We start from the raw sequence: 21,178 nt of genomic DNA on the forward strand, positions 1-21,178 counted from the left end.
ATATTGAATGGCCGATGAGCTATTCCTTATTTGATTACGACCCGTATATCCCGCAGGTGTAAATCTCATTCCGGTCATGGCAGGTCTTCTGACTCGTCCCGGTCATCGTGCCTTCCCGGTATTACACCAGTGGCAAAAGTTCGATGTCCGTTTTTGTGGACTCACAGCAGCGGGTACTGTCCCGGATTTTCACCGGGTTCCCTTTTCATTCGGAAGGCGTAAACCTCCCGAAACCATTTCCCGACTGCAAAATTATCTATATTACATATCAATTCCAAATAATTCATAATATTTATAATAAAACACACAAAGCATGACAACCGTACTGTTTTAATTAGAGCATTCAAGTTTACGACAAACGAAGACGGTAATTATCATACACAATATCCATAAACCAACAAAACAGCTTGCCATTTTCCATAACAATGCGTTCTGGAATAGATAACTGTTAGCTGCAATTATGCAAGCAAAAAAAGCAGACAGAATAATGACTATTAATATCATGCACCAGAAATTAATCCTATAAATTTATGGAAAACAAGTAAGGGAATGGAAGTTCCGTTGCCGCATGGATGCAGGTGAAGGACCTTCTCTTTTAACGTTGGATACGCCAATGCACGCCAACGGAAGACTCTGATATTATCTGTTTGGAAAGGATATAGGATGTGCGTTACTTTGTCGCATATTCAGAATCTTAAAAAGAATTTTAGTATGGAACTGACAATTATTGAAACAAGCGCGTATTAGGAGTTGAGAAAGCTGGTCAGCACGCTGGTCGTACAGATGGGCGACTTCCAGAAAAAGATTGCCCCGCCTGCGCCGGACAAGTGAATGGATGCGCAGGACGTATGTGATGGACTTATGCCCAAACACTTTCTGAAGAGTTTCCAGCAGCATCCCCTTGAGTATGGCCAGAACGGCAAATGCGTGGCGTCCGATGTGCGGGGTGACCTCGCCCCGGAGTTGCATTTCCTGCCTATGATTCCAAGACTGAGCCGCATGGCATTGTATTCACCTACCGGAAAGACACATTCGGGGAGTCTTTCTTTTCATCCGTACCCCTATATTTTTCAATCAGTTCGATAGCAATGGGCAATAATTTTACGACATACGCCACTCCCGTTTTTATACGGTTGCCCATCAGCCATGTACCGCCGTTGGAGTCGGTATGGATATTATCGTATGTTATGGCTTTCAAGTCCACATAGGAAAGACCGGTGAAGCACATGAACAGGAACATGTCGCGCATGGCACGCTGGCGTTTGTATCTCGGTTCTATATGGATTATCCTTTGCAGTTCCTCTTCGGAAAGGAAAGAACGCCTCTTGTATTCGGGCATACACTCGAATGATGCGAACGGATGAACCCGTATCCAGCCTTTTTCCTGCGCGATATACATCAGCCACTTCAAGGTATTGACACGCCCGAAGACAGTGGAGTTTGCCAAAGCGCATGTACCGAGCATCCAGTTGTAGTAATCCTCGATGAATGATTTCTCAAGTTCTTCGATGACAATATCCTCTGCATTCTTCTTGCTTTTCATGAAAAGCAGGAGACTCTTGTAATCGGCAACCAGACCGCAGTAGGTGCTTTCGGCTTTCTCTATGCCGATTTTCTTTTTATACGGTTCCAGCTGTTCCCTGAAAAGGTTCATAAGGGTGTGGCATTCCTCTGAGAAGCCGACATAGCGGTTATAGACTTTCTTGGCTGTAACAAAACTGTCGTGGTCGCAGATGTACTGGTAGTGCCTGGTGATTTGCGCCTTGATATTGTCAAGCTCCTGATTGAGTGTACGGGCCTCCTCGGACTTGCCTTTGGCCCGGTTGGTTTTGACGTCCCACAAAGCGAGGGACATTTCTTTCTTACAACTGAAACCGGCTTGGGTTCCATTGATGGTGATACGGCCCATAATCGGTGTCTTTCCGTTTTTTACAGACTGTTTATTCTCAAAACACTTAGCTATACATGGTCTGCGATAAGCTAAGAGAGATTCCCCTTACACAAAAGCATGGCATCTCCTTGTCGTATCTCGCCTTTATACTTTTATGTATAGTAGTCTACCGGATCGAATGAACAAGACCTATCCCATACATAAACCAATTTAGACTGCTATGTTATTTTTGAGGAAGAAGATGGAATGAGACCAGATACCCTCTTTAAGGCTGACTGTAAGTCGATTAAATGTAGAAAAAGATTGCTTTTGTCACAAGTAAAGTGTATATTTGCATTGAAAGAATCGTTCTTTGACAGAGGCAAAAGAAAACAGAATATTGTAATTCGCTCGTTTCTAAATCGTTACCTGATATTAATTAAACAGAAATAACTGTTTAATTTTCAATTAGATAGAGATTGTATGATGTTTCGCCGTGTAGGAACTGACTTTTACCTCCTCCATTCCCATCAGTCCGGGTAGTCTCGAAAGGTTGAAGTTCAGCTTACGCAAGCAACGGCGATAATCATCAAAAGCTTCTCTATCGAAAGAAGTGGGAGTAAGGATATCCAACAGATAGGGCGAAGATTCTTCCCGGCTCCTATAACGTTCGATAAGCTGACGTGCCTGCGGCATAAGCTTGACACAAAGTTCAGTACCCGTCTTTTGGCGTCGGCATATCAGCAGGTCCCCTTTCAAATCCACTTTGCGCAAGTGAGCAAGGTCTACAAAAGGCATCCCTTGCAGCAACAGCATCAATCGCATTGTGTCCTGCGCCCGGTACACCTCCGGAGGGAGTACAGGACTGGAGAGTCTGCCGGAAGAATACTTTCCGTCAACAACATCACCCAGCAACCGGCTCGTCTGCCCGGCAGTTAATGCCAATTTATGTTCGGAAGATACCCCTGTTTTGAGATTGACAAACAGGCGACATTCTCCCGCCACAACCCCACGATCTACCGCACGGTTATAAATAGCACGCAGCGCACGGATATAAGTAGAAGTTGTGTTATAACTCTTCTGCTCTTTCTCCAGATAATATTGAAATTTACACAAGCTTCTTCGGTTCAGTCCTCCCCAAAATATTTTGCCACCACCTACAGAAGCGGTGAATGCCTGCAAGGCATAGTGATAGATATAGGCCGTCGCAAAACGGTTCTCTTGCCGCAACTCGCCAATAACTTCGTAAACAAAGTCTGTAAAGCTATGCTGTTTCATATAATCCTTTCTTTTTAAGTTCATAATTGAGATTCTTTTTTCGCCATAAACTATATAAAATGAACTACCCTACACAATGTTCAACCGATTTTTTTGTCGAAATAAAAAGGAATGTACTCTCCTTACCCTTATTACCAATGCGGTGCTTCACGGTTTTTCCACACCTGCAAACGATTTTTACCTTTGCAGCGTTTTAATAAAACATATGTGTAAGGTGATGAAATATTCTCTCTACAAAGCGGATGCTGAGGAAGAAAACGAAGATTCTCCGAAACTTGACGAGAAACCCGGAGGGGGTAGCACCAATGAATACACGGCGACGTAACAAAAAGAAACGCTACTACGGATATTAGGAGAACTGAAACTGTTATTTCCACAGGCGAAAATCGTAGGGCATTATCAGTTAAGTGCGGATGTCTGAATCAAGTGTCCGGAGGTTGCGAGGAAGGAGTATGAATGGTTGTAGGGGGGAGATAAAAAAAATGTGCTGCTTCAGGGCGGCACACTTTCTTTTTATTCTGACTTTATTCTTACCATCCGGTTCCATCCCATCCGGCAGCAGTGTACCATGACAAAGTACGATAGAAAGTATTCATAGTAGAATTGCTTGCGCCAGTAGGTATATATGTAGAAAGTCCTTCCGAACCTTCCATAGTAAACATTCTATGAATGATACCGGAATAGTTTTTGAGAGTTGTTTTCCTATATACAACAGCTGCTTCAAAGGCTGTATACCAAGACCGATAATCCGTATTATCTACTCCACCTGTCAAATTTCGGATCAGTTTTTCAAAATCATAATTAGCGTCATCGTTAAAATCATAAGCTAGTATATCACTACGGTCTACTTCCCTTTTCTCTTGAATATATTTAGGAATGATTGTCTTGGTTGCTGCTGCCAAATTATCCAAAGCCGCACTCTTTATCACAGAAGTAGCAACTCCTCCCGTCCAATTCTCATTACTAACAGGAGCAACCCCTGTATAAGATTTTTCATAATATCCATAATACGCCTCTGCTATATTCGTCGCCAAATTTGTTTCAGTAAACATTTCCGGTACTACTGCCTTATAAGGTGCACCCGGTCCCGGAATCTCCGTAGGAGAACCAATAAAATATTCGGCACAGTCACGAAGTTCATAGGCGACTTCCACAGATTGCATATTACATGAGTCAAACAATATGAATTTTAATGGTTTTGGAAAAGCAGAGGACAATGCTTCACGGAAATCCGGTATATTCATCTGAGTCCTACGATAATATCCGATGGAGCGAGAGTTCGCATTATTACTGGCCGGCACCCATGAAGAGCTATGAGACAAAAATACAAACCCATAACTATCTGCCGGGAAATAACTAACTGTTTGGGAAATAACACTGGCCATAACTTCCTTATCCAGCGGATTTTGTTCATCATAAGTAAAAAGAGTATCGGCCACTACTTTACCATTCTTCTGTTTCAATGAAATCAAGTGAGGAACGTCATTTACCATCTCACTATAAACAACCAAATTACACTTGGAATAATCAACCTCTTCCATACCCGCCTTCATATCGCTAAAGTTGACTTTAAAAAGGCTTGATAACTCACTGACTCCATTATCCCCCACGATATAAACCAACACTGTACGTCCTACCTGCTCACGTGGTTCGGGTCCTTCAGGACCTTCGTTTTCATTATTCTCACAAGCTGCAAACAACGCAGCCAAACCCATGAGAAGGGATAATATTTTAATCTTTTTCATTAGATTACCAATTAGTTACGGCTGCAAAGATAAAAAAATAAGAGATGCAAACCTGCATCTCCTATCATATTAACAATTAATCTTTTACTCTTCCGGTTTTATAAAGTGGAATTTATCAGTATCAATCCGTGTTACTGTGGTATTCCTGTTCCTTTTATATTTACTCAGAATCTTCGTTGCCTCTTTCTCCAGTTTTTTCCTGTTTTCTGAGAAATAGATCATACAGGTACTATTCTGTTGCAGTCCGTTATCTTCCACATAATTCTTCAGCTGATAGCTGTACAGATCACGATGAGTCAGAAAACCTTCCTTGCTAACCTTTGCGCTATCCAATATTTGAATATCCGTAAAATACACGACTGTATCCGTAAAGGAAGCGGCAATTCCGAAGGCATAAACTGTTTTTGAGTGGTCTTTCTTTAAAGAGAAAGCCGAGCACATTGTCAACACAAGTGCCATTGCAAATAGTATTTTTACGTATTTCATATCATAAATTTTTAATTGTGGCAAAGGTAACAAAAAAGAGGAAATATCATCTATTTATCATTAAGATTTAGTATTTCTATTCATATATCCATAGCAACACAGGCTTCTTCTCGACTTTCAGCAGTGCATCGACCTTCCGCATCGCGTCATCACAGATCACAGGACATCCCTGGCTAATCCCCAATGGAAGATGCATGGGGTATATCTCCAAAGTCGGTACCGGAGTATACGAATGGAGCACAATGTAACGCTTGAAAGCATTGCTGTTGGTCGATTCCAATCCATGCAGTTTATAATGTACATTAATCCCCCATTTACTATACGAACGGATTCCTACCTTATACTTCCCCAAAGAAGAGCAATAGCTGCCTTCCACATTACTATATACCGGTTTCTTCGGCGTGCTCTCCTTACCATATCCATGAGCACACAGACTTGAATATTTGATGGAATCGCCTTTGAAATCCCAGACAAAGAAACGTTTTTTGCCGGAAGGAATGCTGAAATCTACCAGAAAGCAATAATTCGTATTAAACCCTTTCTCTACGCAATAGGTTTTCGCTGCAAGGGCTTTTTCCCGTAAGGGTTGTTCGGCTTTGGCTACGATGCCAATGTTCAGACCAACAAGCGTGAATAATATCAGAGCAGACTTCTTCATAAAATTGTGCATAGTATAGTATTGACGAATAACGGCTAAATAAAAGTCGCATAAGTACATTCTTCAGATGATTACTCCAAGAAGTGCAACTTATGCGACCCTAATTCTTTTTTTTCAGAAACTGATATTCCTCACTTATCCCAAGTAGGATTTGAGCAATTTACTACGATTACTTTGTCTTAGTCTTCTAATTGCTTTTTCTTTAATCTGACGAACGCGCTCACGTGTGAGACCAAACTTATCGCCGATTTCTTCCAATGTCATTTCTTGTTGTCCGATACCGAAAAACATCTGTATGATTTCTTTTTCGCGTTCGGTTAACGTAGAAAGAGCTCTATCAATTTCCCTCGCAAGAGACTCATTAACCAGAGAGCGGTCCGCCATAGGCGAATCGTCGTTTACCAACACATCCAACAGGCTGTTGTCTTCTCCTTCCACGAAAGGCGCATCCACCGAAATATGACGGCCGGATACCTTCAGTGTATCAGAGATCTTGTCAACCGGAATTTCCAGTTCATCTGCCAACTCTTCGGGAGACGGACGCCGCTCGTTTTCCTGTTCGAACTTTGAGAAGGCTTTGCTGATCTTATTCAGCGAACCTACCTGATTCAACGGGAGACGAACAATACGCGACTGCTCTGCCAATGCTTGCAGAATAGACTGGCGAATCCACCATACGGCGTAGCTGATAAACTTGAATCCACGTGTTTCATCAAACTTTTCGGCGGCCTTGATCAGTCCTAAATTGCCTTCATTAATCAAGTCAGGCAAACTCAAACCCTGGTTCTGGTACTGCTTGGCCACAGATACGACGAAACGAAGATTGGCACGTGTCAATTTTTCCAATGCTACACGGTCACCCTTACGAATGCGCTGAGCGAGTTCCACTTCTTCCTCGACTGTTATCAGGTCCTCACGGCCGATTTCCTGCAAATACTTGTCAAGAGAAGCGCTCTCTCTGTTAGTGATACTTTTGGTAATCTTTAGTTGTCTCATTCTTTAAAAACAGATTTGGAGTGCAAAGTTACGACAAATAATTTGTTAACATACATATTTAGGCAACTTTTTCACTATATTTTCAACTAATAAAACAAAAAAGAATGCCGACAAGTTGTATGACGGCATCCTTTTTCTATTTCATTAGCTTATCCTACAATCTTCTTACCTTAATTTATAACTCATTCCTGAGTCAGGTCTACTGCAAAGTATCCGCGCTTGCCGGACGGGAATACGCCGGTCAGGAACAATACCTGATTCGGAGACTTAACAGCGGCTTTCATCACTTCTTCCAGATCACTTACTTTGCGCATCGGCTGGTCGTTAGCTTTCAGGATGATGAAACCTTTGCGAACTCCTGCATCTGACATCTTACCGGAAGAAACGCCTGTCACTTGCAGACCATAGCCGAGATTCAGCTGTTTCTTCAAGTCATCCGGCAGTTCTTTGAATGCAGCACCCAGAATTTCCATACCAGCTTCCTTCACGATCTTGGTAGTACCCTGTTCGTTCTTCAGCGTCACTTCTACTGACTTTTCTTTCTTGTCACGAACTAGTTTCACAGTTACCTTATCGCCCGGACGGTGTTTAGCCAATGCTTCCTGCAAGTCGGCAAAGTTATGTACTTTCTTGTTATCTAAACCGACAATTACGTCATCCACCTTGATATCAGCACCGGCAGCCGAACCGTTATCAACGATTTCGCGTACCCATACGCCGTCTACCACGCCAAATTCTTTCGCTTTATCACGCAGTGTAGTACCGGACTTATCGATAGGACTCTGATCTTCCATGATGCTGCTGCCCAAAGAAGCTCCCTTGATGCCAAGGAGGGCACGCTGTACTGTTCCGTATTGTTTCAGGTCGGCAACTACCTTAGTCATAATGCTGGTAGGGATAGCAAAGCCGTATCCGGCGTATGCTCCCGTAGGTGAAGACAACACGGAGTTAATACCTACCAGTTCGCCTTTCGCATTCACCAGTGCACCACCACTATTTCCCTGGTTGATGGCGGCATCTGTCTGGATGAAAGATTCAATACCGCCATTGTATACTCCCAAAGTACGGGCTTTGGCACTTACGATACCTGCTGTCACTGTAGAGTTCAGATTGAAGGGATTTCCTACGGCGAGTACCCACTCTCCTACTTTCAGTGTTTCGGAATCTCCAACCGGAATAGTAGGCAGATCATCATCAGACTCAATCTTGATCAAAGCAAGGTCTGTGCTCGGGTCAGTACCGATCACACGTCCTCTGAACTCACGGTTATCATTCAGCTTCACACTGATCTCATCGGCACCTTCAATTACGTGATTGTTGGTTACGATATATCCGTCTTTGGAAATGATGACTCCGGAACCAAAACCAACACGAGGCTGGGATTGTACCTGACGCTGCTGTCCGCGTCCGTCTCCAAAGAAGAAGTCAAAAATATCCGGCGCTTGCTGAACGGTTCTTGTTTTAGCTTCCTGAGTAGACTTTATATGTACGACAGCATGAAGCGAATTCTCCGCAGCTTGTGTCAAGTCAACCGGTTGAGCGTTTACCGCGTCAAAAGCAGCCAATTTGACATTGGGATTCTGCTGGAACATCTCATTAAAAGATGTCTCTTTGGCAGCATCATTGGATTGCAACAATTTGTAAGTTGTCAATCCTGCAACTCCTGAGCTAAGAAGAATAATAGCTCCTACTCCCAGAATGTTCTTTGTTGTCTGTTTCATGATTTATAATTCTTTAAAATGTTAATATTCGACATTGTTTTAACTTTTACGACGTTAAAATAATAACAAATATCGTTCACTTATTCTACTTGTCACTCTTTTTTGTCCTCTTTTAACAGAGAATATTTGAGGCTTAACAGCGCTTAACGACAGCAACTGACAAATTTACATTCGTTGTATGTCAGATGGCTTTAACAGTCTGACATTCATTCAGTAAGATCAGATTTTCATGACACCGATTCCGGGTAAGTCATTCAAGGTGATTTTCCCCTTCACCACTTCTACCCCTTTAAAGCGATCGTTGGAGATGAGCAGGTTGCCATCGAGATCGGCAAAATCGACCGCCGGAGAAAATTGCGAGGCAGCAGATATCGCACACGAAGTCTCCGTCATGCAGCCCACCATCACGCGCATTCCCAAAGCGTGCGCCAGCGTCACCATCTTCCATGCTTCACGCATACCGGTACATTTCATCAGTTTGATGTTGATTCCCGTAAACGCACCTTTCAAAGCGGCCACATCCTTTAAACGCTGTAACGACTCATCGGCAAACACCGGCAGAGGGCTTTGCTGTGTCACCCAGGCAATGTCATCCAGTTGTTCCTTCGGCATGGGCTGCTCTATCATTACAATCCCCTTCTCTTTCAGCCAATGGATCATATCGAGCGCATATTGGCGGTCTTTCCATCCCTGGTTGGCATCTATGGCAATCGGAAGATCTGTCACCGAACGGATCGTCTCTATCATTTCCTTATCGTTGTCTCTCCCTAGCTTTACCTTTAATATATTAAACCGGTCTGCACACTCTTTTGTTTTGGCGCGCACCACATCGGGCGTATCAATACCGATCGTAAAGGTGGTGGAAGGGGTCTTTTCCTTATTCAATCCCCATATCTTATGCCACGGAGCTCCCAGCAGTTTTCCCACCAAATCATGAAGGGCAATATCTACCGCTGCCTTTGCCGCCGTGTCTTTCGGCGACAGACTGTCAACGTATGACAAAATGTCCTCTAACTGAAAAGGATCACTGAATTGCTCCAGATTTACTTTTTTAAGGAAGTTCATCACCGACTCCACCGTCTCCCCAAGATAAGGGGGCATTGACGCCTCTCCATATCCGGTCACTCCCTCATATTCGATTTCTACCTGCACATCGGGTGTGGTGGTACGCGAATAAGTGGCTACCGTAAAGACGTGCCTCAACTTTAACTCATAAGGGAAAAAAGTCATTTTCATCTTCCCTCCCATACCCTGTTTGTTTATATGAATGGTGGAAGCTATAGATTCTCCCGCCAATACCTGACTGACAGCTATTCCGGAGCCTAAAGTTGCAAAGGCGGCCGTTTTCAGGAAATCTCTTCTATTTGGCATTTGTTGAATGGATAATGGATAATTGATAATGATTAGTCATATAGATAATAGGGGTTATGGTCAGTGGTATTCATGCCTTTCTCCTTATTTATATAAGGCAGGAAGCGAGTGGCAAAAAGCAGACGGCCGGTGTTGAACTCGTCGTAGTATTCGTCTTCGGGATCAAAGCTGCTGACATGTACGTCTCCCAGGGCATGGATGAAGCGTTTGTTGCCCAGGTAGATGCCTACGTGCGAGATGCCTTCTTTGCGGTCGGCTGTGGCTTTGCGACCGAAAAAGACGAGGTCTCCGCGTTGCACGTTGGAGAAATCAGGAGCGATTTCAATGCGTTCGCCTACATAAGCCTGTTGCGACGCATCTCTCGGGATGATTATATCGTGCATAAAAAGCACTGTCCGGACCAGACCGCTGCAATCGACTCCTTTCGAAGAAGTTCCCGCCCACAGATAAGGGATTCCGATCATTGTATAGGCGGTTTGAATAATGCTTTCGACATCCTGTTTCAATGAAGCTCTCCACTTCGTTTCGGGTTGTGAAATATGTTTGGATATATATGCCTGGCGACCGTCGGGATAAGACACTTTGTAAAAGCGCCCTTTGCTCCCCTCCCACTTCAGACGGTTGCCGGCAACGACATCCGATACGGTCTGAGAGTCATCATCCGGTTTTTCGTACGTAAATCCATAATGGGAAGTCACCACGATCTTCTCAGCACGGTTCCATTCATTGTATTGATCTTTCGACATCGGAGTAATCACCATCCGGTGTACCCATCCCGTATAGTCATCCGGAGTCTGAATCTCATACCAGCCGGTATATTGCAATACCTTGACCGGCATTCCGAGCAGCGCCTGCGTACTCATCCCGGATGTAAACTTACCTTCATCGCGCATATTACAAACAGAAATGTGCACTACCCCATAAGCCGAATCAGCAGGCATGGGACGTATTTCCTGAGCTTTCAGACTAACTACCGTTACTACCAGCAAGCAATAGAAAAAAAGGATATTTTTCTTCATTGAATCATGATTTAATGATAGCAAAGGTAGAAATTATTTCTATTTGTGACACTTTCTTTGGCTAAAACAAAATAAATGACGTACTTTTGCAGTCTAAAGCAGTTGGCCGGTCTGTCGCGTGCGCGTTTCGCGCAGGAGGAAAGTCCGGGCAACACAGAGCATCCTACTTCCTAACAGAAAGCTGTCCGCGAGGGTAGAGTAACGTAGAAGAAAATAACCGCCGCTCCTTTCGGGGAGAGGTAAGGGTGAGAAGGTAGGGTAAGAGCCTACCAGTCGTATGGTGACATACGGGCTGTACGTCTTAGGAGTTGTAAGGTCATGTAAACCGGCGTTATGAGAGCTGCTCGCTCCATGTCGGAGGGTAGACCGCTAAAGTGTCGTGGTGACACGCCACTCAGATAAATGACAGGCACCTTATATCTATAAGGTACAGAACTCGGCTTACAGGCTGACTGCTTTTTTCTTTTTTAAACTGCTTTTTTAAAATTCTGAGCCATGAAGAAGAAAATCACCGATATATGGAAATTCATCACGTATGACATCTGGCGCATCACGGAAGATGAAGTGACTAGAACGAAATTCTCGCTCTACAATATTATCAAAACCATCTATCTCTGTATCAACCGATTTACTAAAGACCGGATGGCAAACAAGGCCTCAGCACTGACATACAGCACACTGCTTGCTATTGTGCCTATACTCGCCATCCTATTCGCCGTGGCCCGTGGATTCGGATTTGATAATCTGATGGAGCACCAGTTTCGGAGCGGCTTCGGGGGAAATATAGAAACGACGGAAGCTATTCTTTCTTTCGTCAACTCCTACCTCTCGCAAACCAAAGGCGGTATTTTCATTGGGGTAGGTCTGGTGATGTTGCTATGGACCGTGATCAATCTGGTGAGCAATATCGAAATCACTTTCAACCGTATTTGGGAAGTAAAGAAGGCGCGTTCCATGTACCGGAAGATTACGGACTATTTCTCCATGTTCCTGCTCATGCCGATTCTGATTGTGGTATCGGGCGGTCTTTCCCTGTTTGTGAGTACCGTGCTGAAGCAGATGGACGATTTCGTTTTATTGGCTCCCGTCATGAAGTTCATGATCCGCCTTATCCCATTTGTATTAACTTGGCTGATGTTTACGGGCTTGTATATCTTCATGCCCAACACGAAAGTGAAATTCAAGCACGCTCTGATTGCAGGTATCCTGGCAGGTTCCGCTTATCAGGCCTTCCAGTTCCTGTATATCAACAGCCAGTTATGGGTATCGAAATACAATGCTATCTACGGTAGCTTCGCCGCCCTCCCCTTGTTTCTGCTTTGGCTGCAAATCTCATGGACCATCTGTCTGTTCGGAGCTGAATTGACGTATGCCGGACAAAATATCCGCAGCTTTAGTTTCGATCAGGATACCCGCAACATCAGCAGACGTTACCGGGACTTTATCTCTATCCTGATCATGTCGCTTATCGCCAAACGTTTCGAAAGGAATGAACCGCCCTATACAGCAGCAGAAATATCGGAAGAGCATCAAATCCCCATCCGGCTGACTAATCAGGTACTCTATCAATTACAAGAAATAGACTTGATCCACGAGGTAGTGACCGACCAAAAAAGTGAAGATATCGGCTACCAGCCCTCTATGGATATCAACCAACTGAATGTAGCCATCTTGCTCGACCGACTGGATACTTATGGGTCCGAAAACTTCAAGATCGACAAGGATGAGGAGTTTAATGACGAATGGAAAGTACTGACTGAATCCAGAGAAGAATACTATAAGAAGGCAAGTAAAGTACTGCTGAAAGACCTATAAAAACGCCTTTAAACGTCTTTGTTTTTTACCAATTCTCAATTTTGAGAATTGTATTTAGACAACTATCTTATAATCAACAGATTAAAGACTGCAACTTTTTCCTTTAAAAGAAACAGGCCGTTGGTTTTAAAGGAAAGCCTCGTTGGTTTTAAAGGAACGACCTCTTCCTTTTAAACCAACGAGGCTTTTTACTGTATATCTACTCCGGCAAGTCCAAGGAGTAATCTTTTTTTCAATTAGTATTGATTATAAGAAATGACCTTTTCTTTCGGCTTCCTCATCTTCTTTCGTTTCTCTTTCACCGGATACCCGATTGCAATATCCAGCAATAAACGTTTGGAAGCAGGAATACCTGTCAATTGCTTGATCTCTTTTTCATCAAACCAGCCCAAGATGCAGGAACCCAGTCCTTCATTCTCTGCAGCCAATGTGATATGAGCAGCAGCGATTCCAATATCAATCAGCGGGAAATGCTTGCCTTTTACTTTTCCTCCAAGCAAGGATGTAATATTGGCAGACTCTTCTACAACCAGAATATGTACAGGGGCATCTTTGGCGAACTTATTCATGCCTAGTCCGGCTGCCGCCTTCCCCACTTTTGAAGCCAGCTCATGGTCCGTCACGACCACAAACTTCCATGGCTGCGCATTGCAGGCAGAAGGAGCCAGACGAGCAGCTTCCAGAATGCGCTCCAGCTTCTCCGCTTCTACCGGACGCTCTTTATCATACGCCCGGTCACTCTGACGAGACAGTACCAATTGCAGAAAATCCATCAGACATCTATTTTTTAATTATCTATACTGAATCATCCGGCTGATATACTTACCGATGATATCAAATTCGATATTCACTACGCTACCGATTTCAAATGTATGAAAGTTGGTATATTCGTAAGTATAAGGTATGATAGCTACCTGGAAAGTATCATCCGTCGGATTGCATACCGTCAGACTGACACCATTAACAGTCACCGAACCCTTGTCTACCGTGATATAGCCACGTTTCGCCATTTCTTTATCAAATGCATATTTAAATGTAAAATACCAGCTTCCTTCCGCATCCTTGATTTCCACACAAGTAGCCGTCTGATCTACGTGTCCCTGCACGATATGTCCATCCAGTCGGCCATTCATCATCATGCTGCGCTCTACATTCACCTTATCACCCACTTTCAGCAAACCAAGATTCGAACGGTCCAGCGTTTCTTTCATGGCAGTTACCGTATACGTATCATCGGTCAGACTCACTACCGTCAGGCATACTCCGTTGTGAGAAATACTCTGATCAATCTTCAGCTCATTTACAAACGAACACTTAAATGTAAAGTGTATATTCTCCTGGTCTTTCACCAGTGCTACCAAAGTAGCGTACTCTTCTACGATTCCAGAAAACATAATGTTATTTATTTTAGTACGGCTCAAAGATACAAATAAGGAAGGAGCTTAAAAAATAAGAGCAAAAAAAAATGGGGCTTTTCACAAAGCTCCATTTTTCAGTTTTCAATAGGTATTAGTTTTTTTTAAAGGTAAAAAGATTGTTTTCAGGATAACGGTGCAAATATAGTCGCTTTTACTGATACTCTCCAAATTATAAAACATGTCATATAACATCTTTTTGAAATTTCTTTGGATTTATTATCATTTGACGCAAAACCGCCCATAACTTGTCCGTTACAAGGGACAAATATAGGATTATTTTCTAAGTAGCCCTAATTTTTGTTTAAAAACATGCAAAAAATTACGATTTCGGGTAGTTTTCGTCCACTTTTCCGCTATGTTTTAAGACTTTCGCATCAATAAAGAAGACTATTTCTTCGGCTATATTAGTAATATGGTCGCCCGAACGCTCCAGTTTGCGGAACACACCAACCAAGTCAACACAAATATGCGCCGTCTCCGGATGTTCACGGATATAATCTGCCAAGATGCCTGTGGCTTCCGCATTGATATCATCCAGCAGATTATCTTTGCCGAATACCGCCGTTGCCATTTCAATGTTCTCTTCGTTCAAGGCACGTTTTGCCAGTTCCAGCATGGACAATACCTCTGCCTGCATCTCTCCCAAACGCAGACGAGTCAGCAAATCGGCATCCAGCACCGGTTCTTTACAGCGAATAACGAAACGGGCTATCCCTTCTGCAAAGTCTCCCAGACGTTCCAGATTTGTATTGATTTTCAGCATTGCCAACACAAATCGGAGATCAATCGCCACCGGATTGTACAATGCAATGATATCCTCTATATCACTGTCGATCTTCAGTTCAAAGGCATTCACCCGACGTTCGCGAACCATTACCTGTTGTGCCAGTTCCTTGTCAAGTGTCATGACTGCTTCCCCTGCACGGTCAAGCTGATTGTACACCAGTGTCCACATTTCATCTACTTCTTTCTTCAATAGAATGAGTTCCGATTCTATAAACTTTACCATAGTCTATTTATATATAAATGATTAATATTCTCGTTTTTCACAAACACTCCGGTGACGCTTAGCCGAAACGTCCTGTGATATAATTCTGGGTAGCCTCTTTCTCAGGGTTGGTGAATATCCTTTTCGTATCACCATACTCTACCATCTCTCCCAAGTAGAAGAAAGCCGTCTTGTCACTGACACGTGCCGCCTGCTGCATATTGTGAGTTACGATCACGATTGTATAGTCCTTCTTCAGTTCATGAATCAGTTCCTCTACTTTGGCCGTAGAAATAGGATCGAGCGCGGAAGCCGGTTCATCCATCAACAGTACCGAAGGAGATACCGCCATGGCACGGGCAATACAGAGACGTTGCTGCTGTCCGCCGGATAAAGCATAGGCAGACTCTTTCAGTTTATCTTTCACCTCATCCCAAAGCGCAGCCCCTTTCAGCGTCTCTTCTACCCGCTGACGGATGAAAGCGTTATCTTTCACTCCATTGACGCGAAGCCCGTAAGCGACATTCTCGAATATGCTTTTCGGGAAAGGGTTAGGGCGTTGGAAAACCATGCCCACATTCTTGCGAAGCTCGTCCACTTCCACCCCTTTGGCATAAATATTATGCCCGTCAATCCGGATTTCACCTTCCAGACGGGTAGCGGGAATCAAGTCGTTCATCCGGTTGAAAAGACGAAGGAAAGTCGATTTACCACATCCCGACGGTCCGATAAAGGCAACTACAGACTTTTCTTCAATCTCCATGCTGATCCCTTTCAAGGCATGAAAATCACCATACCAGAAGTTTACATCACGCGCATCTATTTTTATTGTATCCATATACTTATCAATTCGTTTTTACTCTTTTCTCGAAATATTTTCTCAATGCATTTGCCAGCAGATTAACCAGAAGGATAATCACAATCAGTACCAAAGCCGTACCATAAGCCAACGGCAACTGCGCTTCCATATCCGTTCCGCTGGTCGAAATCACATACAGGTGATACGGCAGCGCCATACACTGGTCCAGAATACTCGTCGGCAACTGCGGCAGGAAGTAAGCGGCACAGGTAAACAGAATCGGTGCCGTCTCGCCTGAAACACGTCCCAAAGCAAGGATTAATCCCGTAATGATGTTCGGCATCCCCATCGGAAGAATCACATGCCAGATCGTCTGCAATCTGGTAGCCCCCAATGCCCTGCTTCCTTCACGCATACTGTCGGGAATCGCTTTCAATGCCTCCTCCGTAGTACGAATAACCAAAGGTACGCAAAGTAAACCTAACGTCAAAGAACCCGCCAGAATACTGTCACCAAAGCCCATATAATTGACAAACAGCGCCATACCGAACAGACCGAAAACGATAGAAGGAATACCGCTCAGATTGTTCGTCATCACTCGTATAAAACGTACCAGCTTCCCTTTCGGAGCATATTCATTCATATAGATTCCACTCATCACTCCCACTGGAAAAGCGAAAAGCGCACTGCCAACCATCAGATAGAAAGTACCGACAATAGCCGGCCAGATACCTCCGCCGGTCATCCCGTCCGTAGGTGCCGAAGTGATGAACTCCCAACTGATAGCGCCCGCTCCCTTATATATAATGAAACCGAGAATCGCAAACAAAATCAACACTATGCAGAGACTCAACAACCGGAAAATTCCGAAAGCCAGCCTCTGAGAACGGTGTTTCGCTTTATTATTACTTCGTATTTCCATATCACTTGCTACGTTTTATTCCTTTAGAAGAGATATACTCCACGCTAAAGTTGATGATTAATGTTATAAAGAACAGTACGACACCCAACAGGAACAACACTTCGTAGTGCGGTCCTCCTGCCGGAGCTTCTCCCAGTTCCGCCGCAATCGTTGCCGGAATCGTGCGGAGCGGTTCGAGAATCGTTGTCGGTATCACTGCGGCATTACCCGTTACCATCAATACTGCCATCGTCTCTCCGATAGCGCGTCCGATGCCCAACACCACACCGGAAGTGATTCCGGAGATCGAATAGGGAATCACGACCTTATATATGGTCTGCCACTGCGAAGCTCCCAGCGCCAGACTTGCTTCCCGCATCGAACGCGGACAATTGCGCATGGCATCTTCGGTAACTGTTATGATAGTAGGCAGCGCCATGATAGCCAGGATGATACTTCCCGCCAAACCGCTCTCCCCTACCGGCAGATCAAAGAATTTCTGAATCAGCGGAACGATGACGATCAGGCCGAAAAAACCATAAACCACCGAAGGAATACCACTCAGCAGCTCAATAATTGGTTTCAGCCAGTTACGCACCTTCGGATTGGCGACCTCAGACATATAGATAGATACCGAAAGCCCGAACGGAAGTGCAAAAAGTATAGCGAACAGACTCACCCACAAGGTACCCGCTATCAACGGCAGAAATCCGAATAAGGCGGCAGGAGTCGCTGTCGGAAACCATTCGGCACCCGCAAAGACATCCTTTACCGAAATGGTATTATCCTTAATAAAATGCACTGCATCGGGCTGCACTATAAATTTCTGCGGGACAAAAGCCACGATACCGGGCGTATTCTCCACCAACTGCGTGATTCTTTCGCCGGCATACTCGTAAGCCGGACCCAGTTCTTCCTCCGTATAATACTCCGTGATGTCTTCCAAACGAAAAACCCGGATAGGGAGATCCTCCCCACCGAGTTCTTTCCAGTTCGTTATCTCCTCGTCGAAAACGTCCTTTATCTGAGCAGGACTCAGCGTATTTACCTTATTGCCTTTGTTCAAAGCCAACACGTACCCTTCTTCAATCACCTTGCTATTGAACAGCCCGAAAGCCTCCGTAAACAGGAAAAGCACGATCAGCAGGATTGTAATACTTGTTACGAAACCGCTACAAGTCAGAATTCCTTCTATTATTTTCTCAAAAATCTTCTTCATACCTATTGGTTTTCTGATGCAAAGAAAGCAACTCCTTATTAAGGAGGTGTGACTAACGTTTGAAGGAAGTATTTCAATGCTGTTACATTTGTGTTACAAACATTATTTCTCCCTTATCTGAAACAAAAATGTAATATGTGATTGTTTTATTTGCACCAACAATAAAAAGAATAATTATGAAAGTGAGAAGAAATTTATTAATCGCCCTTTCCCTTCTGTCTCTCAGCGCCAACGCACAGCGTATCAAAGGCAGCGACACCGTATTGCCTGTTGCCCAACAAACAGCAGAGCGATTTATGAATCAGCATCCGGATGCGCGGGTCACTGTCACCGGAGGAGGCACCGGGGTCGGCATCTCCGCACTGATGGATAATACGACGGATATTGCCATGGCTTCCCGTCCGATCAAATTCAGCGAAAAGATGAAAACCAAAGAAGCCGGACAAGAGGTGGACGAGGTGATCGTAGCCTACGACGCCCTTGCCGTAGTGGTGCACCCTTCCAATCCGGTGAAACAGCTCACCCGCCAGCAGCTGGAAGATATCTTCCGCGGAAAAATCACCAACTGGAAGCAAGTGGGCGGAGACGACCGCAAAATAGTTGTCTATTCCCGCGAAACCTCTTCGGGAACTTACGAATTCTTCAAGGAAAACGTGCTGAAAAACAAGAACTATATGGCAGGCAGCCTTTCCATGCCCGCCACAGGTGCTATCATCCAGTCCGTCAGCCAGACGAAGGGAGCCATCGGGTACGTCGGGCTGGCATACGTATCTCCCCGCACCAAAACGCTTTCCGTTTCGTATGACGGAAGCCACTACGCCGCCCCGACAGTGGAGAACGCAACGAACAAGACTTATCCCATTGTCCGCCCCCTTTATTACTATTATAATGTGAAGAACAAAGAGCAGGTAGCTCCTCTGATCAACTTCATTCTTTCGCCCGAAGGACAGGAGATTATAAAAAAGAGCGGTTATATTCCAGTAAAATAAAAAAAATGTCCTACTTTTGTAGCCTATAAATAGAGTTAACATTTTAACGTTATGACAGATATTAAAAACGAAGACACAGGCGATAAGAAAAGCCTGAACTTTATTGAACAGGCAGTAGAGAAGGATTTGAAGGAAGGTAAAAATGGTGGAAAAGTGCAGACCCGCTTCCCGCCCGAGCCGAACGGATACCTTCACATCGGTCATGCCAAAGCTATTTGCCTTGATTTCGGCATCGCTGCCAGACATGGCGGTGTATGTAACCTTCGTTTCGACGACACAAACCCGACCAAAGAGGACGTGGAATACGTAGAAGCCATCAAAGAAGATATTCAATGGCTTGGCTACCAATGGGGAAACGAATACTACGCTTCCGACTATTTCCAGCAATTATGGGACTTCGCCATCCGCCTCATCGAGGAAGGAAAAGCATATATCGACGAGCAAACAGCTGAACAGATTGCCCAGCAAAAAGGTACTCCCACGCAAGCAGGTGTGAACAGCCCGTACCGTGACCGCCCAATCGAAGAAAGCCTGGAACTCTTCAAGAAGATGAACAGCGGTGAGATAGAAGAAGGCGCTATGGTACTCCGTGCCAAAATCGACATGGCCAATCCTAATATGCACTTCCGCGACCCGATCATCTATCGTGTCGTGAAGCATCCGCACCACCGCACAGGTACTACCTGGAAGGCTTATCCGATGTACGACTTCGCCCACGGACAGAGTGACTTCTTCGAAGGAGTAACCCACTCTCTGTGTACGCTCGAATTTGTGGTACACCGTCCGCTCTATGATCTCTTCATCGACTGGCTGAAAGAAGGTAAGGATCTGAACGACAACCGTCCCCGTCAGACTGAGTTCAACAAGCTGAACCTGAGCTACACGCTGATGAGCAAACGCAACCTGCTGACGCTGGTAAAAGAAGGATTGGTGAACGGATGGGACGATCCCCGTATGCCGACTATCTGCGGCTTCCGCCGTCGTGGTTATTCTCCGGAATCTATTCATAAATTTATCGATAAAATCGGTTATACGACTTACGATGCCCTGAACGATATCGCATTGCTGGAAAGCTCCGTACGTGACGATCTGAACAGCCGTGCTACCCGCGTATCTGCTGTCATCAACCCGGTGAAACTCATCATCACCAACTATCCGGAAGGACAAGTGGAGGAACTGGAAGCTATCAACAATCCGGAAGATCCGGAAGCAGGAAGCCACATGATCGAGTTCAGCCGTGAATTATGGATGGAACGCGAAGACTTTATGGAAGACGCGCCCAAGAAATATTTCCGCATGACTCCGGGACAGGAAGTACGCCTCAAAAACGCTTACATCGTAAAATGTACCGGATGCAAGAAGGATGAGAACGGCGTAATCACAGAAGTATATTGTGAATATGACGCGAACACCCGCAGCGGTATGCCGGATGCCAACCGCAAAGTGAAAGGTACGCTCCACTGGGTAAGCTGCAACCACTGCCTGCAAGCAGAAGTACGCCTCTACGACCGTCTGTGGAAGGTAGAAAACCCACGCGACGAACTGGCTGCCATCCGTGAAGCAAAGAACTGCGAAGCTCTGGAAGCAATGAAGGAAATCATCAATCCGGATTCTTTGAAAGTTCTGCCGAATTGCTATATCGAGAAGTTTGCGGCAACCTTGCCTGTGCTCTCATACCTGCAATTCCAACGCATCGGTTATTTCAATATCGACAAAGACTCGACTCCGGAGAAACTTGTATTCAACCGCACGGTAGGATTAAAGGATACCTGGGGCAAAATCAATAAATAAAATTCAGCCCTCACAGGCTACTTAAACATAAAAAGGCAGTGCCAAAAGCCGAATAAGGAATAAATCTATGATATTATTCAGGCACGGATTACACGGATTTAAAGAGTTCACGTA

19 protein-coding genes, 1 other RNA gene and 1 riboswitch are annotated in these 21,178 nt (G+C 44.6%); of the genes, 4 read left to right on the forward strand and 16 right to left on the reverse strand.

Going from position 1 to position 21,178, the window contains the following annotated elements; all coding sequences use genetic code 11:
- Window positions 1-61: 61 nt before the first annotated feature.
- Window positions 62-253: riboswitch (cobalamin riboswitch) on the reverse strand.
- Window positions 254-639: 386 nt separating this feature from the next.
- From NBH01_RS09625 to NBH01_RS09670, 10 genes are all read right to left on the reverse strand, one after another.
- A complete protein-coding gene (locus NBH01_RS09625; protein ID WP_004289226.1) occupies window positions 640-969 on the reverse strand; it encodes a site-specific integrase in 330 nt (109 codons plus the stop codon).
- Between the two features lie 46 nt (window positions 970-1,015).
- Entirely contained in the window at window positions 1,016-1,909 is an 894-nt protein-coding gene (locus NBH01_RS09630; RefSeq protein ID WP_011203113.1) for a site-specific integrase, read from the reverse strand.
- Window positions 1,910-2,338: 429 nt separating this feature from the next.
- The gene (locus tag NBH01_RS09635) at window positions 2,339-3,172 is read right to left on the reverse strand and encodes a phage integrase SAM-like domain-containing protein (RefSeq protein ID WP_225679058.1); all 834 of its coding nucleotides are present in this window, start codon (window positions 3,170-3,172) and stop codon (window positions 2,339-2,341) included.
- Window positions 3,173-3,678: 506 nt separating this feature from the next.
- Window positions 3,679-4,893: a clostripain-related cysteine peptidase gene (locus NBH01_RS09640; RefSeq protein ID WP_032813323.1), complete on the reverse strand. Its 1,215-nt coding sequence runs from the start codon at window positions 4,891-4,893 to the stop codon at window positions 3,679-3,681.
- Window positions 4,894-4,977: 84 nt separating this feature from the next.
- Window positions 4,978-5,379: a hypothetical protein gene (locus NBH01_RS09645; protein WP_008762460.1), complete on the reverse strand. Its 402-nt coding sequence runs from the start codon at window positions 5,377-5,379 to the stop codon at window positions 4,978-4,980.
- A gap of 76 nt (window positions 5,380-5,455) precedes the next feature.
- Entirely contained in the window at window positions 5,456-6,037 is a 582-nt protein-coding gene (locus NBH01_RS09650; RefSeq protein WP_032813748.1) for a murein L,D-transpeptidase catalytic domain-containing protein, read from the reverse strand.
- A 135-nt stretch (window positions 6,038-6,172) separates the two neighbouring features.
- Window positions 6,173-7,033: a sigma-70 family RNA polymerase sigma factor gene (locus tag NBH01_RS09655; protein WP_008766632.1), complete on the reverse strand. Its 861-nt coding sequence runs from the start codon at window positions 7,031-7,033 to the stop codon at window positions 6,173-6,175.
- Between the two features lie 182 nt (window positions 7,034-7,215).
- Complete coding sequence (locus NBH01_RS09660) at window positions 7,216-8,754, reverse strand: trypsin-like peptidase domain-containing protein (RefSeq protein WP_008762458.1); 1,539 nt, start codon at window positions 8,752-8,754, stop codon at window positions 7,216-7,218.
- Window positions 8,755-8,973: 219 nt separating this feature from the next.
- Window positions 8,974-10,125, reverse strand: a complete 1,152-nt coding sequence (locus NBH01_RS09665; protein ID WP_022469938.1) for a dipeptide epimerase — start codon at window positions 10,123-10,125, stop codon at window positions 8,974-8,976.
- A gap of 32 nt (window positions 10,126-10,157) precedes the next feature.
- Entirely contained in the window at window positions 10,158-11,144 is a 987-nt protein-coding gene (locus NBH01_RS09670) for a C40 family peptidase (protein WP_072067138.1), read from the reverse strand.
- Window positions 11,145-11,242: 98 nt separating this feature from the next.
- Here NBH01_RS09670 and rnpB point away from each other — a divergent pair.
- Together rnpB and NBH01_RS09680 are read left to right on the forward strand one after the other, a co-directional pair.
- An RNA gene (rnpB, locus tag NBH01_RS09675) (RNase P RNA component class A) lies at window positions 11,243-11,604 on the forward strand.
- Window positions 11,605-11,639: 35 nt separating this feature from the next.
- Entirely contained in the window at window positions 11,640-12,959 is a 1,320-nt protein-coding gene (locus tag NBH01_RS09680) for a YihY/virulence factor BrkB family protein (RefSeq protein WP_008762455.1), read from the forward strand.
- Window positions 12,960-13,195: 236 nt separating this feature from the next.
- On the opposite strand, the gene NBH01_RS09685 is transcribed toward NBH01_RS09680, so the two are convergent.
- The 6 genes from NBH01_RS09685 to pstC form a co-directional block, all read right to left on the reverse strand.
- Window positions 13,196-13,732, reverse strand: a complete 537-nt coding sequence (locus tag NBH01_RS09685; RefSeq protein WP_022469939.1) for a nitroreductase family protein — start codon at window positions 13,730-13,732, stop codon at window positions 13,196-13,198.
- An 18-nt stretch (window positions 13,733-13,750) separates the two neighbouring features.
- Window positions 13,751-14,353 carry a riboflavin synthase gene (locus tag NBH01_RS09690; protein WP_008766638.1) on the reverse strand — a complete coding sequence of 201 codons (603 nt, stop codon included), beginning with the start codon at window positions 14,351-14,353 and terminating at the stop codon, window positions 13,751-13,753.
- 343 nt (window positions 14,354-14,696) lie between these two features.
- Window positions 14,697-15,386 carry a phosphate signaling complex protein PhoU gene (gene phoU, locus NBH01_RS09695; RefSeq protein ID WP_225679056.1) on the reverse strand — a complete coding sequence of 230 codons (690 nt, stop codon included), beginning with the start codon at window positions 15,384-15,386 and terminating at the stop codon, window positions 14,697-14,699.
- Between the two features lie 58 nt (window positions 15,387-15,444).
- Window positions 15,445-16,203, reverse strand: a complete 759-nt coding sequence (gene pstB / locus NBH01_RS09700; RefSeq protein WP_008762449.1) for a phosphate ABC transporter ATP-binding protein PstB — start codon at window positions 16,201-16,203, stop codon at window positions 15,445-15,447.
- Window positions 16,204-16,210: 7 nt separating this feature from the next.
- On the reverse strand, window positions 16,211-17,086 hold the full coding sequence (gene pstA, locus NBH01_RS09705) for a phosphate ABC transporter permease PstA (protein WP_008762448.1): 876 nt from the start codon (window positions 17,084-17,086) through the stop codon (window positions 16,211-16,213).
- A gap of 1 nt (window position 17,087) precedes the next feature.
- Window positions 17,088-18,284, reverse strand: a complete 1,197-nt coding sequence (gene pstC / locus NBH01_RS09710) for a phosphate ABC transporter permease subunit PstC (protein ID WP_072067537.1) — start codon at window positions 18,282-18,284, stop codon at window positions 17,088-17,090.
- 176 nt (window positions 18,285-18,460) lie between these two features.
- On the opposite strand from pstC, the gene NBH01_RS09715 reads away from it, so the two are divergent.
- Both NBH01_RS09715 and NBH01_RS09720 read left to right on the forward strand, forming a co-directional pair.
- The gene (locus tag NBH01_RS09715; RefSeq protein ID WP_008762446.1) at window positions 18,461-19,273 is read left to right on the forward strand and encodes a PstS family phosphate ABC transporter substrate-binding protein; all 813 of its coding nucleotides are present in this window, start codon (window positions 18,461-18,463) and stop codon (window positions 19,271-19,273) included.
- 51 nt (window positions 19,274-19,324) lie between these two features.
- Window positions 19,325-21,064, forward strand: coding sequence for a glutamine--tRNA ligase/YqeY domain fusion protein (locus NBH01_RS09720; protein WP_054960075.1), 1,740 nt, complete (start codon window positions 19,325-19,327; stop codon window positions 21,062-21,064).
- Window positions 21,065-21,178 lie beyond the last annotated feature (114 nt).

This window comes from Bacteroides sp. B1-V-101, from assembly GCF_023656585.1.
Lineage (GTDB): Bacteria > Bacteroidota > Bacteroidia > Bacteroidales > Bacteroidaceae > Bacteroides > Bacteroides thetaiotaomicron.

Bases quoted from the DNA above. Each gene is read 5' to 3' on its own strand.
- NBH01_RS09640 (WP_032813323.1), bottom strand. From the start codon at position 4,893: ATGAAAAAGATTAAAATATTATCCCTTCTCATGGGTTTGGCTGCGTTG.
- NBH01_RS09715 (WP_008762446.1), top strand. From the start codon at position 18,461: ATGAAAGTGAGAAGAAATTTATTAATCGCCCTTTCCCTTCTGTCTCTC.
- NBH01_RS09650 (WP_032813748.1), bottom strand. From the start codon at position 6,037: ATGAAGAAGTCTGCTCTGATATTATTCACGCTTGTTGGTCTGAACATT.
- NBH01_RS09630 (WP_011203113.1), bottom strand. From the start codon at position 1,909: ATGGGCCGTATCACCATCAATGGAACCCAAGCCGGTTTCAGTTGTAAG.
- NBH01_RS09690 (WP_008766638.1), bottom strand. From the start codon at position 14,353: ATGTTTTCTGGAATCGTAGAAGAGTACGCTACTTTGGTAGCACTGGTG.
- NBH01_RS09635 (WP_225679058.1), bottom strand. From the start codon at position 3,172: ATGAACTTAAAAAGAAAGGATTATATGAAACAGCATAGCTTTACAGAC.
- pstA (WP_008762448.1), bottom strand. From the start codon at position 17,086: ATGGAAATACGAAGTAATAATAAAGCGAAACACCGTTCTCAGAGGCTG.
- pstC (WP_072067537.1), bottom strand. From the start codon at position 18,284: ATGAAGAAGATTTTTGAGAAAATAATAGAAGGAATTCTGACTTGTAGC.
- pstB (WP_008762449.1), bottom strand. From the start codon at position 16,203: ATGGATACAATAAAAATAGATGCGCGTGATGTAAACTTCTGGTATGGT.
- NBH01_RS09660 (WP_008762458.1), bottom strand. From the start codon at position 8,754: ATGAAACAGACAACAAAGAACATTCTGGGAGTAGGAGCTATTATTCTT.
- NBH01_RS09680 (WP_008762455.1), top strand. From the start codon at position 11,640: ATGAAGAAGAAAATCACCGATATATGGAAATTCATCACGTATGACATC.
- NBH01_RS09685 (WP_022469939.1), bottom strand. From the start codon at position 13,732: ATGGATTTTCTGCAATTGGTACTGTCTCGTCAGAGTGACCGGGCGTAT.
- phoU (WP_225679056.1), bottom strand. From the start codon at position 15,386: ATGGTAAAGTTTATAGAATCGGAACTCATTCTATTGAAGAAAGAAGTA.
- NBH01_RS09665 (WP_022469938.1), bottom strand. From the start codon at position 10,125: ATGCCAAATAGAAGAGATTTCCTGAAAACGGCCGCCTTTGCAACTTTA.
- NBH01_RS09670 (WP_072067138.1), bottom strand. From the start codon at position 11,144: ATGAAGAAAAATATCCTTTTTTTCTATTGCTTGCTGGTAGTAACGGTA.
- NBH01_RS09625 (WP_004289226.1), bottom strand. From the start codon at position 969: ATGCAACTCCGGGGCGAGGTCACCCCGCACATCGGACGCCACGCATTT.
- NBH01_RS09655 (WP_008766632.1), bottom strand. From the start codon at position 7,033: ATGAGACAACTAAAGATTACCAAAAGTATCACTAACAGAGAGAGCGCT.
- NBH01_RS09720 (WP_054960075.1), top strand. From the start codon at position 19,325: ATGACAGATATTAAAAACGAAGACACAGGCGATAAGAAAAGCCTGAAC.
- NBH01_RS09645 (WP_008762460.1), bottom strand. From the start codon at position 5,379: ATGAAATACGTAAAAATACTATTTGCAATGGCACTTGTGTTGACAATG.